At 42.1% G+C, this 18,695-nt stretch carries 10 protein-coding genes, 19 tRNA genes and 3 rRNA genes; 2 read left to right on the top strand and 30 right to left on the bottom strand.

Features of this window, described 5'->3' with window-relative positions:
• Nucleotides 1-484: 484 nt before the first annotated feature.
• Nucleotides 485-1,102: a TVP38/TMEM64 family protein gene (locus tag LJY09_RS03255; protein ID WP_028412419.1), complete on the bottom strand. Its 618-nt coding sequence runs from the start codon at nucleotides 1,100-1,102 to the stop codon at nucleotides 485-487.
• Between the two features lie 164 nt (nucleotides 1,103-1,266).
• Nucleotides 1,267-3,246: a S9 family peptidase gene (locus LJY09_RS03250; RefSeq protein ID WP_098999233.1), complete on the bottom strand. Its 1,980-nt coding sequence runs from the start codon at nucleotides 3,244-3,246 to the stop codon at nucleotides 1,267-1,269.
• A gap of 176 nt (nucleotides 3,247-3,422) precedes the next feature.
• Between LJY09_RS03250 and LJY09_RS03245 the strand changes: the two genes are divergently transcribed.
• Nucleotides 3,423-3,659: an IDEAL domain-containing protein gene (locus LJY09_RS03245; protein WP_028412421.1), complete on the top strand. Its 237-nt coding sequence runs from the start codon at nucleotides 3,423-3,425 to the stop codon at nucleotides 3,657-3,659.
• Between the two features lie 195 nt (nucleotides 3,660-3,854).
• On the opposite strand, the gene aceA is transcribed toward LJY09_RS03245, so the two are convergent.
• From aceA to LJY09_RS03105, 28 genes are all read right to left on the bottom strand, one after another.
• Nucleotides 3,855-5,138, bottom strand: coding sequence for an isocitrate lyase (gene aceA, locus LJY09_RS03240; RefSeq protein WP_028412422.1), 1,284 nt, complete (start codon nucleotides 5,136-5,138; stop codon nucleotides 3,855-3,857).
• Between the two features lie 392 nt (nucleotides 5,139-5,530).
• Nucleotides 5,531-6,790, bottom strand: coding sequence for a M48 family metallopeptidase (locus LJY09_RS03235; RefSeq protein WP_154973623.1), 1,260 nt, complete (start codon nucleotides 6,788-6,790; stop codon nucleotides 5,531-5,533).
• 209 nt (nucleotides 6,791-6,999) lie between these two features.
• Nucleotides 7,000-7,071: transfer RNA gene (locus LJY09_RS03230), tRNA-Glu, on the bottom strand.
• Between the two features lie 4 nt (nucleotides 7,072-7,075).
• A tRNA-Asn gene (locus LJY09_RS03225) sits at nucleotides 7,076-7,150 on the bottom strand.
• A gap of 3 nt (nucleotides 7,151-7,153) precedes the next feature.
• Nucleotides 7,154-7,230 (bottom strand) — tRNA-Ile (locus tag LJY09_RS03220).
• A gap of 6 nt (nucleotides 7,231-7,236) precedes the next feature.
• Nucleotides 7,237-7,310 (bottom strand) — tRNA-Gly (locus tag LJY09_RS03215).
• A gap of 11 nt (nucleotides 7,311-7,321) precedes the next feature.
• Nucleotides 7,322-7,397: transfer RNA gene (locus LJY09_RS03210), tRNA-His, on the bottom strand.
• Nucleotides 7,398-7,407: 10 nt separating this feature from the next.
• Nucleotides 7,408-7,483, bottom strand: a tRNA-Phe gene (locus tag LJY09_RS03205).
• An 8-nt stretch (nucleotides 7,484-7,491) separates the two neighbouring features.
• Nucleotides 7,492-7,567 (bottom strand) — tRNA-Asp (locus LJY09_RS03200).
• Between the two features lie 4 nt (nucleotides 7,568-7,571).
• A tRNA-Met gene (locus LJY09_RS03195) sits at nucleotides 7,572-7,648 on the bottom strand.
• A 25-nt stretch (nucleotides 7,649-7,673) separates the two neighbouring features.
• Nucleotides 7,674-7,766 (bottom strand) — tRNA-Ser (locus LJY09_RS03190).
• A gap of 27 nt (nucleotides 7,767-7,793) precedes the next feature.
• Nucleotides 7,794-7,870: transfer RNA gene (locus tag LJY09_RS03185), tRNA-Met, on the bottom strand.
• 30 nt (nucleotides 7,871-7,900) lie between these two features.
• A tRNA-Ala gene (locus LJY09_RS03180) sits at nucleotides 7,901-7,976 on the bottom strand.
• Nucleotides 7,977-7,981: 5 nt separating this feature from the next.
• A tRNA-Pro gene (locus LJY09_RS03175) sits at nucleotides 7,982-8,058 on the bottom strand.
• Between the two features lie 4 nt (nucleotides 8,059-8,062).
• Nucleotides 8,063-8,139, bottom strand: a tRNA-Arg gene (locus LJY09_RS03170).
• 6 nt (nucleotides 8,140-8,145) lie between these two features.
• Nucleotides 8,146-8,220: transfer RNA gene (locus tag LJY09_RS03165), tRNA-Gly, on the bottom strand.
• A 9-nt stretch (nucleotides 8,221-8,229) separates the two neighbouring features.
• Nucleotides 8,230-8,302: transfer RNA gene (locus tag LJY09_RS03160), tRNA-Lys, on the bottom strand.
• A gap of 4 nt (nucleotides 8,303-8,306) precedes the next feature.
• Nucleotides 8,307-8,381 (bottom strand) — tRNA-Gln (locus LJY09_RS03155).
• Between the two features lie 6 nt (nucleotides 8,382-8,387).
• Nucleotides 8,388-8,471 (bottom strand) — tRNA-Tyr (locus LJY09_RS03150).
• Between the two features lie 8 nt (nucleotides 8,472-8,479).
• Nucleotides 8,480-8,555: transfer RNA gene (locus LJY09_RS03145), tRNA-Thr, on the bottom strand.
• Nucleotides 8,556-8,559: 4 nt separating this feature from the next.
• Nucleotides 8,560-8,635 (bottom strand) — tRNA-Val (locus LJY09_RS03140).
• Nucleotides 8,636-8,741: 106 nt separating this feature from the next.
• Nucleotides 8,742-8,857: ribosomal RNA gene (gene rrf / locus LJY09_RS03135) — 5S ribosomal RNA — on the bottom strand.
• Between the two features lie 63 nt (nucleotides 8,858-8,920).
• A 23S ribosomal RNA gene (locus tag LJY09_RS03130) occupies nucleotides 8,921-11,856 on the bottom strand.
• 258 nt (nucleotides 11,857-12,114) lie between these two features.
• A 16S ribosomal RNA gene (locus LJY09_RS03125) occupies nucleotides 12,115-13,666 on the bottom strand.
• The 16S, 23S and 5S rRNA genes sit together here with 19 tRNA genes alongside, the layout of an rRNA operon.
• A 411-nt stretch (nucleotides 13,667-14,077) precedes the next feature.
• Nucleotides 14,078-14,854 carry an enoyl-CoA hydratase-related protein gene (locus LJY09_RS03120; RefSeq protein WP_047751671.1) on the bottom strand — a complete coding sequence of 259 codons (777 nt, stop codon included), beginning with the start codon at nucleotides 14,852-14,854 and terminating at the stop codon, nucleotides 14,078-14,080.
• Nucleotides 14,855-14,889: 35 nt separating this feature from the next.
• Nucleotides 14,890-16,422, bottom strand: coding sequence for a fatty acid--CoA ligase family protein (locus LJY09_RS03115; protein WP_028412536.1), 1,533 nt, complete (start codon nucleotides 16,420-16,422; stop codon nucleotides 14,890-14,892).
• A gap of 169 nt (nucleotides 16,423-16,591) precedes the next feature.
• Nucleotides 16,592-17,581: a lipoate--protein ligase gene (locus tag LJY09_RS03110; RefSeq protein ID WP_098626103.1), complete on the bottom strand. Its 990-nt coding sequence runs from the start codon at nucleotides 17,579-17,581 to the stop codon at nucleotides 16,592-16,594.
• 15 nt (nucleotides 17,582-17,596) lie between these two features.
• A complete protein-coding gene (locus tag LJY09_RS03105) occupies nucleotides 17,597-18,328 on the bottom strand; it encodes an MBL fold metallo-hydrolase (RefSeq protein ID WP_034267959.1) in 732 nt (243 codons plus the stop codon).
• Between the two features lie 228 nt (nucleotides 18,329-18,556).
• On the opposite strand from LJY09_RS03105, the gene yhfH reads away from it, so the two are divergent.
• A complete protein-coding gene (yhfH, locus tag LJY09_RS03100; protein ID WP_013055337.1) occupies nucleotides 18,557-18,688 on the top strand; it encodes a protein YhfH in 132 nt (43 codons plus the stop codon).
• Nucleotides 18,689-18,695: the final 7 nt, after the last annotated feature.

Genomic DNA, 18,695 nt, shown 5'->3' with positions numbered 1-18,695 from the left:
GTCTTAATGATCATTCGGTGCTTTTCTAGTAATGATCCCTCTACTTACATCTTAGTAGTCAAGCTCAAAAATCATTCATATAATTTTTAAGAAAACGTTTTGAAATACATGAGGTGATAATACATGTTGAGAAAAAACATGTATATCTCTAGAAAACAAAGGGTTCATTACTTAGGTGCAACTAGGAATAGACGTCTAATTTATTCCCAGTTTTTTCTTTTATTTTAGCATATTTTTCACAATTGATAAACAAAAAACTTGTTCATTACTAGACAGATACTCTGTATGTGCATTGTTCTACCAACCGAATAAACAGACAAATAACTTCTTTAAGAAAAAGGCAAAAAGCCTTTCAAAAATGCTGCTGTATTCCTATAAGAAAAGGTTTTTCCATAGTTTACAATACCCTCTTCTGCTGTATGTATAACAAAAGACTGCCTATTAAAAAGCAGTCTTTCATCACTATTTGTTATATATAAACAAACTATTTGTCATACTGTTTCACTTTAGATTTTTCATTTAATCTTCGTTCAATTTGCTTTCCAACAAGCCATAGGACAAAAATGATCACTAGAACAAGTACTGCTTTTAAAGGCTGTTTCACAAATGAAACAAAATCGGCCCCAATAAAGCTCATCATAAATATCATGACCATTTTACCCGCTAATACAGCAAGCATAAACTGAGCCATACTGACACGTGATAGTCCAGCTACTACATTAATCGCTGAAGACGGCGTAAAAGGGAAACAAAGCATAATAAACAGCGGTCCAAAACCGTGTCTTTCCACCCAAATCATAATCTTTCGAATTTGCGCATGGCGGCTGATAAAATGTAAAAACCTCGCCTGTCCGTATTTTCTAAAAATCAAAAAGACAAGCAGTGATCCAACGCAGCTCCCGATCCATGAAATTAAAAAGCCTAACCATAAGCCAAAGGCAGCAGCATTAGCCATTACAAACGCAAAAAGCGGCAAGATAGGAATAAACGCTTCTAAAATAGGCAACAGCAGTCCGGGAATGATCCCAAATGATTGATATTGTTTTAATAACTCGAGGACGCCGTCTAATGTCAAATAATGCTTTAATGTTTCAAAATCCATCGAATGTTCTCCTTATTTAAACAACTGTGCTACTTTTCACTTATTGTACTACTTTCCTTTACCAAACAAAAGTTTTACAGCGTTTTATCTTTCCTGCCCTGTTGCGCTTGCCATATAGCCAGCCCTTACTTACACGAACAGAACCTCTAGAACAACATGTGCTTTTACTTAGACTGCTGCAAATAACGTTTAAACCAGCTGGTTAAATATTTTAGTCTCGCCGTTCGTAAATTAGGCTTACCGCTTCTAGAAAGTTCATGGTTAGACTGAGGAAAACGAATAAATTCTACTTCTTTATCTTTTCTTTTTAGTGCCACATAAAGCTGTTCAGCTTGTTCAATTGGACATCTATAATCCTGTTCGCTATGCAAGATTAACAGCGGTGTTTTCACGTTCTCCGCTAAACGAAGCGGCGAGTGGTTCCAAAGTTTTTCCGGATTCTCATAAATATCAGCTTTCAATTCCCATTCGGTAAAATAATAGCCAATATCACTAACGCCGTAAAAACTCGTCCAATTTGAAATAGACCGTTGCGTCACCGCTGCTTTAAACCGATTTGTACTTCCTACAATCCAGTTTGTCATAAATCCTCCGTAGCTTCCTCCTGTTACGCCAAGTTTATCTTCATTAATATAAGAGTAGCGGTTAATTGCTTCGTCGGTTACTGCCATCAAATCCATATAATCCATGCCTCCGTAATCTCCTCGAACGGCATCTGTAAAGGCTTGACCATATCCTCTTCCGCCTCTTGGATTAGAAAAGAGGATATTGAACCCTTTTGATGCAAGCACTTGAAATTCAAACATAAATGTATGACCATACATAAGATGCGGACCTCCGTGAATTTCTAAAATGGTTGGAGATACATCGTTGGCAGCAGCCGCTTTTACGACCCAACTGTGGATATGTATACCGTCCGTGGCAGTCGCGCAAAAAGATTCTGCTTCCGTTAACTGCACATGCTTTAAAAATGAATCATTAACGTTTGTCAGCTTCACTAGTTCCTCTGTTTTTAAATTTAAAGAATAAAGATCTCCGGGATGTGTAAATGTACTGATTGCTACGATAGCTTCCTCACCGTTGGGAAGAACAGATACCCCGTATACGTGAGCATTATCCATAAGCACAGAGTCTAACTTTCCATTTACATTTCCTTTATATATGCCTACAGAACCCTTTTCACTTACGACAAAATAAAATTCTTCCTTACTGCTCCACATAATTCCCGCTGCGGTTCTTCCAAAGTGAAAATCTCCTGCTACCATATCTCCTATTTCTAAGTCTATACCTGCAGTGATACAAGCTGTTTTTTGATTGGAGACCTGATAAATATATATGTCATTCATTGAAGCCGATCCGTATGTACGTTCATTTCCAATGTAAGCTATGTATGACCCATCTGGTGACCACGAAACTTGATGAAAATATCCTGTTTCTGCTGTAATAGATGTTAACTTTTTAGTATCACGATGCAAAATAAACACGTCCATGGTTAACGATAAATCCGGATTCTCTCCTCGGCTGCTGCAAAATACAATTGAATTTGCATCAGGGGCCCAGCATCCTACAGAGTGATGATAAGGTCCATCCGTTAAAAACGTCACTTCTTTATTTTTAAGTTTAACGACCGCAACTTGCGTATATTCACCTTTTAAATAGCCACTAGCATCGGATTTATACAACAAACGTTCCACTTCGTATGGCTGAGGATGCTCATGATTTTGTTCAACTCTTACAGCTTTTTCTTCCACTTTTGTAGAAAACATAATTTCGTCACTATAAGGAGACCATACGGGATTACTAACGCCTTTTTCACAATCTGTGAGTGCTTCTGCTTCCCCGCCTGTCGCTGCTAATAGATAGAGCTGAACGGTTTGACTGCGATCTGATAAAAAAGCAATCCACCTGCCGTCAGGAGACCATGCAGGAGAGTGATTATTTCCTTTATAATACGTCAATTGCTTTGTTTTTTTTGTTTCAAGATCTAACATAAACAGCTGCGTCTCATAACCGTTTTCTATTTTTTTCGTTTCTCGAACCGTATAAACTACACTTTTTCCATCTGGAGAAATCTGAGGGTTATACACAGACTTCAATTCATACAAATCCTCTACCGTTACCGTACGCTTTTTTACATGATTCAATTTCTTCGCCCCCAAGGATTCATTTTTAAACCAAATAGCCAATCGATAAAAACGAAAGTAGCGTTTCCCTCTTACTTTATCATTTCTAAAAATAAAAATCTAAAAATTTAGAAAATTAGTTGTTTTTTCTTCTTTTAATCTATATAATAATAAAAAGGGTGCAGAGGTGATGAGGTATGAACAATGAAAAATCGTACACGGAAATGATGAAGTCCCTCGCTCGCAAGAAAAAAGTAATTGATACTGTGAGTATGTTGGATGTTTATATCGAAATGGTAATTGATGAATCGCTTTTTAAGCGTCAAAAAGAACTGTTAGAAACAAACATTAACACGGCATTAGATCAACGTGATGAAACTGCTTTTTATGAGCTATCAGCACAGTACCAATCCTTACTTCAAACATCTACTTAATATTTCAAGAAGTTCATTCATGTTAATGATTTATATGTACGTTTAACAGGCAGAACCTTTCTTCTCAGGAAGAACAGCTGTCTGTTAAATCGTGTTTACTACATAAAAAAAGATTCTTACAGATGTAAGAATCTTTTTTGTTAGAATTTTTTCTATGAGTGGAAGTAAACAACCGTTCCACTCATAGATTTTTTGTTATTTATGCGCCTGAAACTGCTCTTCTTCTGTTGAACCTTTTAAAGCTGTTGTAGAGGAAGTCCCACCGGAAACTACTTGCGCCACTTCATCAAAATAACCCGTTCCTACTTCACGCTGATGTCTTGTAGCAGTATATCCATTTATTTCACTAGCAAACTCTCTTTCTTGTAACTCTGAATAAGCTGCCATTCCTCTTGTTTTATATCCTCGTGCCAGTTCAAACATGCTGTGATTTAAAGCGTGGAAGCCAGCAAGCGTAACGAATTGGAATTTGTAGCCCATTTTTGCGATTTCTCTTTGAAACTTTTCAATCGTTTTCTTATCTAATTTTTTCTTCCAGTTGAAAGATGGTGAACAGTTATAAGCAAGCATTTTACCTGGGAATTTTTCATGAATAGCATCTGCAAATTTTTGTGCCTGTTCCAAGTTTGGTTCAGACGTCTCACACCATACTAGATCAGCATATGGCGCATATGCTAAGCCACGAGCGATAGCTTGATCGATTCCGGCTCTCGTGCGATAAAACCCTTCAGCGGTGCGTTCACCTGTAATAAACTGGCGATCTACAGGATCAACATCACTTGTAATTAAATCAGCGGCATCAGCATCGGTACGAGCAATCAGAAGTGTTGGAACACCCATTACATCAGCAGCTAAACGAGCAGCAATCAAGTTTTTCACAGCTGTCTGAGTTGGAAGCAATACCTTGCCGCCAAGATGACCACACTTTTTCTCAGATGACAATTGATCTTCGAAGTGTACCGCAGATGCTCCTGACTCAATCATTCCTTTCATTAATTCAAATACGTTCAACTGTCCTCCGAACCCTGCTTCTGCATCTGCTACAATTGGAGCAAAGTAATCAATATCTCCTTCTCCTTCTAAATGCTGAATTTGATCGGCACGCTGCAGCGCTTGATTGATTCGTTTCACAACATGCGGCACGCTGTTTGCTGGATATAGACTTTGATCAGGATACATATTTCCTGAAAGGTTTGCATCTGCAGCTACTTGCCATCCACTGAGATAAATGGCTTTTAACCCTGCTTTTACCTGTTGTACTGCTTGATTTCCTGTTAAAGCTCCTAATGCATGAACGTATGGCTCTGTTTTTAATAAGTTCCAGAACTTTTCGGCCCCTCTTCTAGCAAGCGTGTGTTCAATATCAATGGATCCTCTCAGTCCAATGACTTTTTCTGCAGAATATGGACGTTCAATTCCTTTCCAACGCTCATCGCTTTTCCAGTTCTCTTCAAGGTTTTTTACACGAATCTCTTTCATTCTTTATACCCCCTAATGAATTTAAAATTCTATATTCATAAAAATATAAAACGCAGCAGTGAGAATATGTCTGTTTCATGATGAAGTAAATTAGCAGTTTGCCATAGTTTTAGTAAGAACGTAGATGAAATAAGTAAATAGTTGAAGGACATGTAGTAAGACTTTGCTGAGGTGAATATACGCTGATAAGTTTGACTGCTATCTTTTCAATCACAAATAACTATTCCTCCCTATTGTTATAAAACAGTTTTTATTTTACATACGTTATTATATAACAGTACTTTCGAAAATGAAACCTCCTTTTAGAATTTTTTTCCTACTCGCAAGGAGGCTTTTCTATTAATACCTACGTATAAAAGGCTTCATATATCCTTTACTTTTTCTTATATCACTTATTCATTTCTTTCATACTTCTCAACAAATGAAATTCTTTCCAATATTGTTGGATGACCATATCGAAAAATTTTCACTAAATACGGCGGATTCACCTGGGACAGTCCTGATTTTGTTAAATCCTGAAATGTTTTAATAGCAGCTTGTTTATCTCCTGTTAAGTCCATGGCGTACGTGTCAGATTGAAGTTCATGATGACGCGACTGCATATTTGTTAAAGGACTTACAGCAAATGTGAGCACAGAAAAAATAAGTAGAATAAGCGGTAATGAATTTAAATCACTAAGAGAAGTGATTTTTAATGCTTTCCCCCATCTCTTAATCACAAAGCTAGCTAAATGTTTCGTTAGCCATAAACCTACAATCGATAAAACTAAGGCTGAAGCAATCCCTACATAAATATGTTTCTTCACATAGTGACCCATTTCGTGCGCCATGATAAACAAAATTTCACGTTCCGTCAATTTATTAAGAGTAGTATCCCATAACACAATTCTTGAATTAGAACCTATTCCCGTTACATATGCATTGAGAGAGTTCGTTTTTTCAGACATGTTTACTTCATATACATGCTTAGCAGGTATATGAGCTTCATCTGCTAAATGCAAAATTTTCGTCTCCAGCTCTTTATTCTTTAATGGATAAAAATCGTTATATAACGGATCGATAACCACTGGTTGAATAAACGTCAAAAATAGCGTAAATGGAATAGATACTAGCCACGCATACAGCCACCATCTTTTTGAAAACTTACGAATGAATGCATATAACACAGCAATCACTAAAAACATCGTGGCATAGTTCACCCAAAAATCTGTAAAAAGATCTTTCATCCATCCTTGGAAAGGTTGCGTCGTAATATGGTAAGCCGTTGAAAGCTTATAGCTAATCCAGTCCATAGGAAAAGAGTAGATCAGCAGCAGAACAGATAACCAAAATACATAAATAGCAGTTTGGAGAAGACTGAAACGACTGACGTCTTTAGACCACTTATTCACTTTCTTAGACACACCTAACACTAAAATTAAAATAAACCCTAACCACTCATATGGAATTCGGATAAAAAAGAGCGCATCTCTAATCTTTGAATATTTTTCGGTTAACATAAGTTCTCTTGCATTCATAAACGTAGCAGGATCCACGCTGGTACCTTTTAATGATTGTGGAATAGAGGTGTCACTTATATAAAATAAATACACCCATATACAAGCTGCATACACAAGAAAAACTCCGATGGACCACAAAACAAGTTTTTTCACGCATTCCCCTCCTTTTGTACAAACAGTATTCTGTTATTACTATTGTAGGTTTTTTTTCGAAATTTAGAACAAGCGTTTAGAGATGTGCCATAGGAAATGCAAATTGTGAAGAGAAAATCATAGAAAAACGAAAAATAGAGTTTATTCTTTTGTCTAAACTCTGTTTACAAACAAAAAAAGCAGTTTGCATATGCAAACTGCTTTTGAGATGACCCGTACGGGATTCGAACCCGTGTTACCGCCGTGAAAGGGCGGTGTCTTAACCGCTTGACCAACGGGCCAGTATGGCTCCACAGGTAGGACTCGAACCTACGACCGATCGGTTAACAGCCGATAGCTCTACCACTGAGCTACTGTGGAATATGGTGGGCCTAAGTGGACTCGAACCACCGACCTCACGCTTATCAGGCGTGCGCTCTAACCAGCTGAGCTATAGGCCCATTATTTGGAGCGGGTGATGAGAATCGAACTCACGACATCAGCTTGGAAGGCTGAGGTTTTACCACTAAACTACACCCGCGTTACTTAAGATGGGGCGACTGATGGGAATCGAACCCACGAATGCCGGAACCACAATCCGGTGCGTTAACCACTTCGCCACAATCGCCGTCTTAAAATGGTGGCTCGGGACGGAATCGAACCGCCGACACAAGGATTTTCAGTCCTTTGCTCTACCAACTGAGCTACCGAGCCAAATAAAATGGCGGTCCCGACGGGAATCGAACCCGCGATCTCCTGCGTGACAGGCAGGCATGTTAACCGCTACACCACGGGACCACTTTGGTTGCGGGGACAGGATTTGAACCTGCGACCTTCGGGTTATGAGCCCGACGAGCTACCGAACTGCTCCACCCCGCGATGATATGAATATGATATAAATAAATGGCGGAGGAAGAGGGATTCGAACCCCCGCGGGCTTTAACACCCCTGTCGGTTTTCAAGACCGATCCCTTCAGCCGGACTTGGGTATTCCTCCGTATATTTATAACAAATGTAACTTATATGGTAGCGGCGGAGGGAGTCGAACCCACGACCTCACGGGTATGAACCGTACGCTCTAGCCAGCTGAGCTACACCGCCATATTATTCGTTACAATTATTTAATTTCATTGGTGGAGCCTAGCGGGATCGAACCGCTGACCTCCTGCGTGCAAGGCAGGCGCTCTCCCAGCTGAGCTAAGGCCCCATAAATGGTCGGGAAGACAGGATTCGAACCTGCGACCCCTTGGTCCCAAACCAAGTGCTCTACCAAGCTGAGCTACTTCCCGTTTATGGCGCGCCCGAGAGGAGTCGAACCCCTAACCTTTTGATCCGTAGTCAAACGCTCTATCCAATTGAGCTACGGGCGCTTTATATGGAGCGGAAGACGAGGTTCGAACTCGCGACCCCCACCTTGGCAAGGTGGTGTTCTACCACTGAACTACTTCCGCTTATTAAAATGAGCCATGAAGGACTCGAACCTTCGACCCTCTGATTAAAAGTCAGATGCTCTACCAACTGAGCTAATGGCTCTCTATGGCTGGGCTAGCTGGATTCGAACCAACGCATGACGGAATCAAAATCCGTTGCCTTACCGCTTGGCGATAGCCCAATAAAATGGTGGAGGGGGGCAGATTCGAACTGCCGAACCCGAAGGAGCGGATTTACAGTCCGCCGCGTTTAGCCACTTCGCTACCCCTCCGATATAAATGGTGCCGGCAAGAGGACTTGAACCCCCAACCTACTGATTACAAGTCAGTTGCTCTACCAGTTGAGCTACACCGGCACGGTGGTGGAGGATGACGGGATCGAACCGCCGACCCCCTGCTTGTAAGGCAGGTGCTCTCCCAGCTGAGCTAATCCTCCAAATATCATACACAACATTAAATGTGTATATAAGTTTTTTACAAATGAGCCAAATAAAAAACCCCTAGACTCTTTTACAAGAGCATAAAAAGGGGTCTTATTCATTGCCTGGCAACGTCCTACTCTCACAGGGACAAAGTCCCAACTACCATTGGCGCTAAAGAGCTTAACTTCCGTGTTCGGTATGGGAACGGGTGTGACCTCTTCGCTATCGCCACCAGACAAGAGATTGCTCTCTCAAAACTAGATAACAATTTGCTGAGTAAAGCTTACGCTTTTAAAAGTTTGGTTAAGTCCTCGATCGATTAGTATCAGTCAGCTACACATGTCGCCACGCTTCCACCTCTGACCTATCAACCTGATCATCTTTCAGGGATCTTACTAGCTTGCGCTATGGGAAATCTCATCTTGAGGGGGGCTTCATGCTTAGATGCTTTCAGCACTTATCCCGTCCACACATAGCTACCCAGCGATGCCTTTGGCAAGACAACTGGTACACCAGCGGTGTGTCCATCCCGGTCCTCTCGTACTAAGGACAGCTCCTCTCAAATTTCCTACGCCCACGACGGATAGGGACCGAACTGTCTCACGACGTTCTGAACCCAGCTCGCGTACCGCTTTAATGGGCGAACAGCCCAACCCTTGGGACCGACTACAGCCCCAGGATGCGATGAGCCGACATCGAGGTGCCAAACCTCCCCGTCGATGTGGACTCTTGGGGGAGATAAGCCTGTTATCCCCGGGGTAGCTTTTATCCGTTGAGCGATGGCCCTTCCATGCGGAACCACCGGATCACTAAGCCCGACTTTCGTCCCTGCTCGACTTGTAGGTCTCGCAGTCAAGCTCCCTTGTGCCTTTACACTCTACGAATGATTTCCAACCATTCTGAGGGAACCTTTGGGCGCCTCCGTTACATTTTAGGAGGCGACCGCCCCAGTCAAACTGCCCACCTGACACTGTCTCCCGGCCCGATCAGGGCCGCGGGTTAGAATTTCAATACAGCCAGGGTAGTATCCCACCGACGCCTCCACCGAAGCTAGCGCTCCGGCTTCTCAGGCTCCTACCTATCCTGTACAAGCTGTACCAAAATTCAATATCAGGCTACAGTAAAGCTCCACGGGGTCTTTCCGTCCTGTCGCGGGTAACCTGCATCTTCACAGGTACTATAATTTCACCGAGTCTCTCGTTGAGACAGTGCCCAGATCGTTACGCCTTTCGTGCGGGTCGGAACTTACCCGACAAGGAATTTCGCTACCTTAGGACCGTTATAGTTACGGCCGCCGTTTACTGGGGCTTCGATTCAGAGCTTCTCCCAAAGGATAACCCCTCCTCTTAACCTTCCAGCACCGGGCAGGCGTCAGCCCCTATACTTCGCCTTGCGGCTTCGCAGAGACCTGTGTTTTTGCTAAACAGTCGCCTGGGCCTATTCACTGCGGCTCTCTCGGGCTATACACCCTACCAGAGCACCCCTTCTCCCGAAGTTACGGGGTCATTTTGCCGAGTTCCTTAACGAGAGTTCTCTCGATCACCTTAGGATTCTCTCCTCGCCTACCTGTGTCGGTTTGCGGTACGGGCACCTCCCGCCTCGCTAGAGGCTTTTCTTGGCAGTGTGGAATCAGGAACTTCGGTACTATAATTCCCTCGTCATCACAGCTCAGCCTTTATGATGAGCGGATTTGCCTACTCATCAGCCTAACTGCTTGAACGCGCATATCCAGCAGCGCGCTTACCCTATCCTACTGCGTCCCCCCATTACTCAAACGGCGGGGAGGTGGTACAGGAATATCAACCTGTTGGCCATCGCCTACGCTTTTCAGCCTCGGCTTAGGTCCCGACTAACCCTGAGCGGACGAGCCTTCCTCAGGAAACCTTAGGCATTCGGTGGACAAGATTCTCACTTGTCTTTCGCTACTCATACCGGCATTCTCACTTCTAAGCGCTCCACCAGTCCTTACGGTCTGACTTCACAGCACTTAGAACGCTCTCCTACCACTGACATCAAAGATGTCAATCCACAGCTTCGGTGATACGTTTAGCCCCGGTACATTTTCGGCGCAGAGTCACTCGACCAGTGAGCTATTACGCACTCTTTAAATGGTGGCTGCTTCTAAGCCAACATCCTGGTTGTCTAAGCAACTCCACATCCTTTTCCACTTAACGTATACTTGGGGACCTTAGCTGGTGGTCTGGGCTGTTTCCCTTTTGACTACGGATCTTATCACTCGCAGTCTGACTCCCATGGATAAGTCTTTGGCATTCGGAGTTTGACTGAATTCGGTAACCCGTTGGGGGCCCCTAGTCCAATCAGTGCTCTACCTCCAAGACTCTCACAACATGAGGCTAGCCCTAAAGCTATTTCGGAGAGAACCAGCTATCTCCAGGTTCGATTGGAATTTCTCCGCTACCCACACCTCATCCCCGCACTTTTCAACGTGCGTGGGTTCGGGCCTCCATTCAGTGTTACCTGAACTTCACCCTGGACATGGGTAGATCACCTGGTTTCGGGTCTACAACCACATACTAAACGCCCTATTCAGACTCGCTTTCGCTACGGCTCCGCCTTATCAGCTTAACCTTGCATGGGATCGTAACTCGCCGGTTCATTCTACAAAAGGCACGCCATCACCCGTTAACGGGCTCTGACTACTTGTAGGCACACGGTTTCAGGATCTCTTTCACTCCCCTTCCGGGGTGCTTTTCACCTTTCCCTCACGGTACTGGTTCACTATCGGTCACTAGGTAGTATTTAGCCTTGGGAGATGGTCCTCCCAGCTTCCGACGGAATTTCACGTGTTCCGCCGTACTCAGGATCCACTCAAGAGGGAACGAAGTTTCAACTACAGGGTTGTTACCTTCTTCGACGGACCTTTCCAGGTCGCTTCATTTACTTCGTTCCTTTGTAACTCCGTATAGAGTGTCCTACAACCCCAAGAGGCAAGCCTCTTGGTTTGGGCTAATTCCGTTTCGCTCGCCGCTACTCAGGAAATCGCATTTGCTTTCTCTTCCTCCGGGTACTTAGATGTTTCAGTTCCCCGGGTCTGCCTTCAATATCCTATGTATTCAGATAAAGATACTGTTCCATTACGAACAGTGGGTTTCCCCATTCGGAAATCTCCGGATTAAAGCTCACTTACAGCTCCCCGAAGCATATCGGTGTTAGTCCCGTCCTTCATCGGCTCCTAGTGCCAAGGCATTCACCGTGCGCCCTTTCTAACTTAACCATTAGCGAATAAATGGTACAACATAAAGTTGTGTTATTTATTGGTTTGATTAAAGAAAAATTTCACTTTTCCTCAGCAATTACTGTTATCTAGTTTTCAAAGAACAAAACAACTGACTTCAATCACATCATGATGAACATCACTGTGATATCTACGTGCAGTTTTGCGCCGAGTAATCGCAGGCGCAATTATTAATGAGAGATTGAACTCTCAAAACTGAACAAAGTGTCAAAACGTACGTCATGTAAAAATCCTTAGAAAGGAGGTGATCCAGCCGCACCTTCCGATACGGCTACCTTGTTACGACTTCACCCCAATCATCTGTCCCACCTTAGGCGGCTAGCTCCTTACGGTTACTCCACCGACTTCGGGTGTTACAAACTCTCGTGGTGTGACGGGCGGTGTGTACAAGGCCCGGGAACGTATTCACCGCGGCATGCTGATCCGCGATTACTAGCGATTCCAGCTTCATGTAGGCGAGTTGCAGCCTACAATCCGAACTGAGAATGGTTTTATGGGATTGGCTTGACCTCGCGGTCTTGCAGCCCTTTGTACCATCCATTGTAGCACGTGTGTAGCCCAGGTCATAAGGGGCATGATGATTTGACGTCATCCCCACCTTCCTCCGGTTTGTCACCGGCAGTCACCTTAGAGTGCCCAACTAAATGCTGGCAACTAAGATCAAGGGTTGCGCTCGTTGCGGGACTTAACCCAACATCTCACGACACGAGCTGACGACAACCATGCACCACCTGTCACTCTGTCCCCCGAAGGGGAACGCTCTATCTCTAGAGTTGTCAGAGGATGTCAAGACCTGGTAAGGTTCTTCGCGTTGCTTCGAATTAAACCACATGCTCCACCGCTTGTGCGGGCCCCCGTCAATTCCTTTGAGTTTCAGTCTTGCGACCGTACTCCCCAGGCGGAGTGCTTAATGCGTTAGCTGCAGCACTAAAGGGCGGAAACCCTCTAACACTTAGCACTCATCGTTTACGGCGTGGACTACCAGGGTATCTAATCCTGTTTGCTCCCCACGCTTTCGCGCCTCAGCGTCAGTTACAGACCAAAAAGCCGCCTTCGCCACTGGTGTTCCTCCACATCTCTACGCATTTCACCGCTACACGTGGAATTCCGCTTTTCTCTTCTGCACTCAAGTTCCCCAGTTTCCAATGACCCTCCACGGTTGAGCCGTGGGCTTTCACATCAGACTTAAGAAACCGCCTGCGCGCGCTTTACGCCCAATAATTCCGGATAACGCTTGCCACCTACGTATTACCGCGGCTGCTGGCACGTAGTTAGCCGTGGCTTTCTGGTTAGGTACCGTCAAGGTACGAGCAGTTACTCTCGTACTTGTTCTTCCCTAACAACAGAGTTTTACGACCCGAAAGCCTTCATCACTCACGCGGCGTTGCTCCGTCAGACTTTCGTCCATTGCGGAAGATTCCCTACTGCTGCCTCCCGTAGGAGTCTGGGCCGTGTCTCAGTCCCAGTGTGGCCGATCACCCTCTCAGGTCGGCTATGCATCGTTGCCTTGGTGAGCCGTTACCTCACCAACTAGCTAATGCACCGCGGGCCCATCTGTAAGTGATAGCCGAAACCATCTTTCAATCATCTCCCATGAAGGAGAAGATCCTATCCGGTATTAGCTTCGGTTTCCCGAAGTTATCCCAGTCTTACAGGCAGGTTGCCCACGTGTTACTCACCCGTCCGCCGCTAACGTCATAGAAGCAAGCTTCTAATCAGTTCGCTCGACTTGCATGTATTAGGCACGCCGCCAGCGTTCATCCTGAGCCAGGATCAAACTCTCCGAAGAAATGTTTGACTTGCTCATTTAAAAAATAAAAATTAACGTTGACGTTTGTCGCTTTGTTCAGTTTTCAAAGTTCAACCGCCGCTCTTAAGCGACTTTATTATCTTATCAAGTTACCGACGTAATGTCAACAACTTTTTAAAATTCTTTTTTCAGCTTCGTTGTTAATGTTATGTCTCAACGACGCTTTATAATAATAAAATATATCTTTATTAAAGTCAACAGTTTTTAACAAAAAAATTCGAAATCATTACTTTTTGATTCAGATGGCTGTTTTATCTAGATCATATCATCATATTATAGGCAAAAGCTAGGTTTAAACTTTGCCTTCTCTATTCTTGAACCCTTTACTTTTTTCAATTTCTTCATTATACGAAGAAATTAAAAAAGAGCTGTCCATTAGACAGCCCCTGCTTATTTCCCTTTAAAACTAGGTCTTCTCTTCTCAGCAAATGCTTGAAGCGCCTCTAGACGATCTTCTGTCGGAATCGTTAACTCATATGCTTTTCGTTCAATTTGCAAACCAGTCTGCAAATCGGCCTTCATTCCTTCTTTGATAGCAAATTTTGCTTGCTGAAGTGCAATTGGCCCATTTTTTAATAAAAGCGAGATAAAAATATCTATTGTTTCTTCTATTTGATATCCAGGAGCTACCTTCGTTACTAGACCACATTCTTTTGCTTCTGATGCCGTGAGGCGCTGAGCTGTTAAAATTAGTTCCATTGCTTTTGCTTCACCAACTAGGCGAGGGAGACGCTGTGTTCCTCCTGCGCCTGGTATAATCGCTAAGCTTGTTTCCGTTAAACCCATAAGCGCTTCTGTTGAAGCGATCCGGAAATCACATGCTAAAGCCAGCTCCATTCCTCCTCCAAATGCATATCCGTTGATGATTGCTATCGTTGGCTGAGGAAGCTGCTCTATCTTAGAAAACACTTCTCCTATTTTGTAAATATTGCGCTTTACCTCTTGATCAGAGAGGGTTTTACGTTCTTTTAAATCCGCACCTACACTAAAAGATTTTTCACCTGCCCCTTTAAACGTCACAACTCGAATATCTTTTTGAATACGAATTCCTTCAATTACTTCTTCCAATTCTTTAAGCATATCGTAATTAAAAGCATTCATCGCTTCCGGACGGTTCAGTATCACATGAGCGACGTGTCCCTTTATTTCATAAGAAATAGATGACATTCTTTTACCACCTCCAAATTGGAATCGCTTTCATTTTATCGCTCCTGAGATACCTGCTGCTTCAGTGCACGCCTTAAAATTTTTCCCGTTGTATTTTTAGGAAGTTCTTTTAAAAATTCAATTTCACTTGGCACTTTATATTTAGCAAGGTGCTCTTTGCAGTAGGCAATAAGCTTCTCTTCCGTTATCTCTTGATTATTGCAAACCACGTAACACTTCACACATTCACCTAAAGAAGGATCAGGAACTCCGATAACAGCCACTTCTACAATATCCCGATGCGCATATAGCACTTCTTCTACTTCGCGAGGATAAACATTATATCCTCCTACAATAATTAAATCTTTTTTACGGTCAACGATATAAAAATAACCTTCCTTATCCATTCTTGCTAAGTCACCTGTATACAGCCAACCATCTCGGAGAGCATATTCCGTATCTTCAGGAAGCTTATAATACCCTTTCATCACATTAGGGCCTTTGACGATAAGTTCGCCAACTTGTCCTACTTCTACTTCTTTTCCCAGTTCATTTACCACTTTATTTTCAACATTCATAATAGATGTGCCTATAGAACCTGCTTTTCTCTCTCGATCAATCGGATTGAAACACGTCACAGGAGAAGCCTCAGATAATCCATAGCCTTCTGCTACCATGACCCCAAACTTACGTTCAAAATGGGTTAGAAGTGCCACCGGCATTGATGCCCCGCCTGATATACAAAGCCTTACCGTGTGAAAGTGCTCTTTTTTCCCTTTGTCATGCTGAAGTAAAAAATTATACATTGTCGGAACGCCAGCAAAAATAGTCGCTTGTCGATTTTGAATTAATTCAAATATAGAAGATGGACTGAATTTTGGTTCAATTAATATCGTTCCTCCATTCATTAAAGGCGCATTCAATGAAACAGTTAAACAAAATACGTGAAACATCGGCAAAGCAGCTACGACTCGGTCATTCCCATTTATACTTAAATAATCTGCTACGTCTTGAGCGTTTGAATAAATATTCTTATGCGTAAGCATAGCTCCTTTTGGTTTTCCAGTCGTTCCTGACGTATACAGAATGATGGCCACATCTTCTTCTTTTAACTCGAGAAAATCATATGTAGCTTCCCCTCTGTTTACAACTTGCGAAAACGTGTGAAAATAAGAAGGTATACTTTCCACTGTATCTGTCGTTTCACATAAGATAACGTGTTCCAAAAATGGAGTGTGTCCAATGATTTTTTTTAAAACAGGGAGAAGTAAATCAACCGCAATAACTGCTTTTACATCTCCATCCTGAAGCATGTAGCTAATTTCATCCGCTGTGTAAATAGGATTAATGGGTATAACAGTAGCTCCTACTCGAAGAGCACCGTACAATCCAATAACAAAATGAGGCGAGTTGCCGACAATTAAAGCGATATGATCTCCTTTTTTTACACCTAATTGCTTCAGACCATTAGCAAACTTAGATACCGATGCATCAAGATCTGCATAAGATGTTTCCTGATCCATAAAAACATATGCCGATTTTTGCGGAAATTGCTCAGCTGTTTTATGAAGCTGTGCTGACAAATTCATCTCATAACTTCCTCCTTTTAATAACGAATGAATGAACAACCATTCATTATTAAGTCATAATAATGGAAAAATTCTTACTTCTTCTATTCTATTATAATGTTACTGCTGTTCTATTGACAAGACTCATCTGTTTAAAAAGAAAAAAAGCCTGATGTGGCAGACTTTTTTCTTAATAGATTAATTCAACAAACTCTTCTTTTGTAATATTACCAAAATAATGTGGAATATCGATGTCCTCTAAGGCTTGTTCAATAGAAGCTTTTTCATAACGAACACCTGTTAATTTTCCCTGTACTTCCTGGACATCTCCCACTCCAAAGAAATCTCCATAGATGGTGCAAGCATCGATTTTCCCTTTATTCACTTCCAAACGAACGTCAATTTGTCCCACAGGAAAGCGGTGAGAGTGCTGTAAGTTAAATTTAGGTGATTTTCCATAGTTCCAATCCCATGACTGATAGCGCTCTTTAGAAATTTGATGAATCGTTTCCCAATCTTTTTCCGTTAGTTTATATTCTGTTATATTTTCTTCTCCCTCAAAGATATACCGAAGCAGCATTTCTCTAAATTCTTCCACCGTTACTTTCTGTTCTAAAAATTCACTGATATTCGCTACTCTATTTCGAATAGACTTAATGCCTTTGGATTCAATTTTATCTTTTTTTACTTTTAACGCTGATACCACGTTTTCAATCTCTGAATCAAAAAGAAGAGTTCCATGGCTGAACATTCTTCCTTTCGTCGAAAACTGAGCATTTCCAGAAATTTTACGTCCTTCCGCCATTAAATCATTTCGTCCGCTTAACTCAGCATTGACTCCTAATTTCTTTAACGCTTCCACGACTGGCTCGGTAAACTTTTTAAAATTATGAAAGCTATTTCCATCGTCTTTCGTAATAAAGCTGAAGTTTAAATTTCCTTTATCATGATAAACGGCACCGCCTCCAGATAGACGTCTCACTACATGAATATGCTGATCTTCAACATATTTTGTATTAATCTCCTCAATGGTGTTCTGGTTTTTTCCAATAATAATAGAAGGTTCATTAATATAAAACAGCAGATATGTCTCATTAATATCTAGATGCTTGAGCGCATATTCTTCAATTGCTAAGTTAATTCGGGGATCATAATTTTTTTGATTATCAATAAATAACATTCATTTTCCTCCTTGTTATTCCCATACGTATCCTGATTCAGCTAACGTAAGCGTACCTTGATAATGAGCAGCAGCTTCCTCTACTAGCTGTTGGTGTTCTCCGTAGTGTGGAAGGTGAGTAAGCATGAGTTGTTTGACACTTGCTTTAGAAGCAAGTGTACCGGCTTCTGTACTTGTCATGTGTCCAGCACCGCTTCCATCTTGGCTAGCATAAAAGTTACATTCACAAATAAGAAGATCTGCATTTTCTGAGAAAGAAACAAATTCTTCTAAATAGCTCGAGTCCGCTGTGTACACGACGGTTTGATTGCCAGCACTTATTTTCATGGCATAACAAACGACTGGATGTTTCGTTTTCATAAATTCGATTGTAAAAGGCCCAACGTCAAGTTTTTGACTCGGATCGTACTCTACTCCTTTGGTAATTCCTTTATGAGTAAGTTTGTTGAAGCTTTCCTGATCATATGTATGTCCGTAAATAGAAAGTTCCTTAACAGCGTTCCCTAGATGAGTCTGAATGAGGCGAGCATATTGAAATACTCCGACATCAGCCACGTGGTCATGATGGTAATGAGATAAAATCATCGCATCTATTTCTTCTGGTTTTGCATATTTTTGCAGCTGAGCCAATGCACCGCTTCCACAATCAACAAGCAGCTGAAATCCATCGTGCTCAACTAAATAGCTAGAAGTAGCTTCTGAAACAGCAGGATATCCTCCCCAAAAACCAATAACAGTTACTTTCATTTCAATCACCCTTTCGTACTATTTTTATTACGTTCAGTATACCCTACTTTTTTTTGAAAACTAACTGAAAGATACTCGTTTTGCCTATTTTATCGAAATAACTCATTGTTATATAACAAATAACCACTTAGAATAGCAAAATAGGCTAAATTGTTATAAAACATAATTGACATTTCAACATCTGTTATAATACAATGTTAGTAACAAAAAACAACGGAGGGGATTTAAATGTTAGAAAAAATGACTGAATTTTTCAAAAGATTACCCAATAAAAAGTGCGTAGAATGCGGAAACGACATCGAGGAACAGCATGAGTGCTACGGAAACAAATGCGATCACTGCCTAGATATCATGAAATAAAAAAAGC

The organism is Priestia sp. J2, from assembly GCF_020790095.1.
Lineage (GTDB): Bacteria > Bacillota > Bacilli > Bacillales > Bacillaceae_H > Priestia > Priestia zanthoxyli.
Note: the sequence above shows the minus strand (reverse complement) of the source record. Positions and strands in the feature narration are given on the sequence as shown.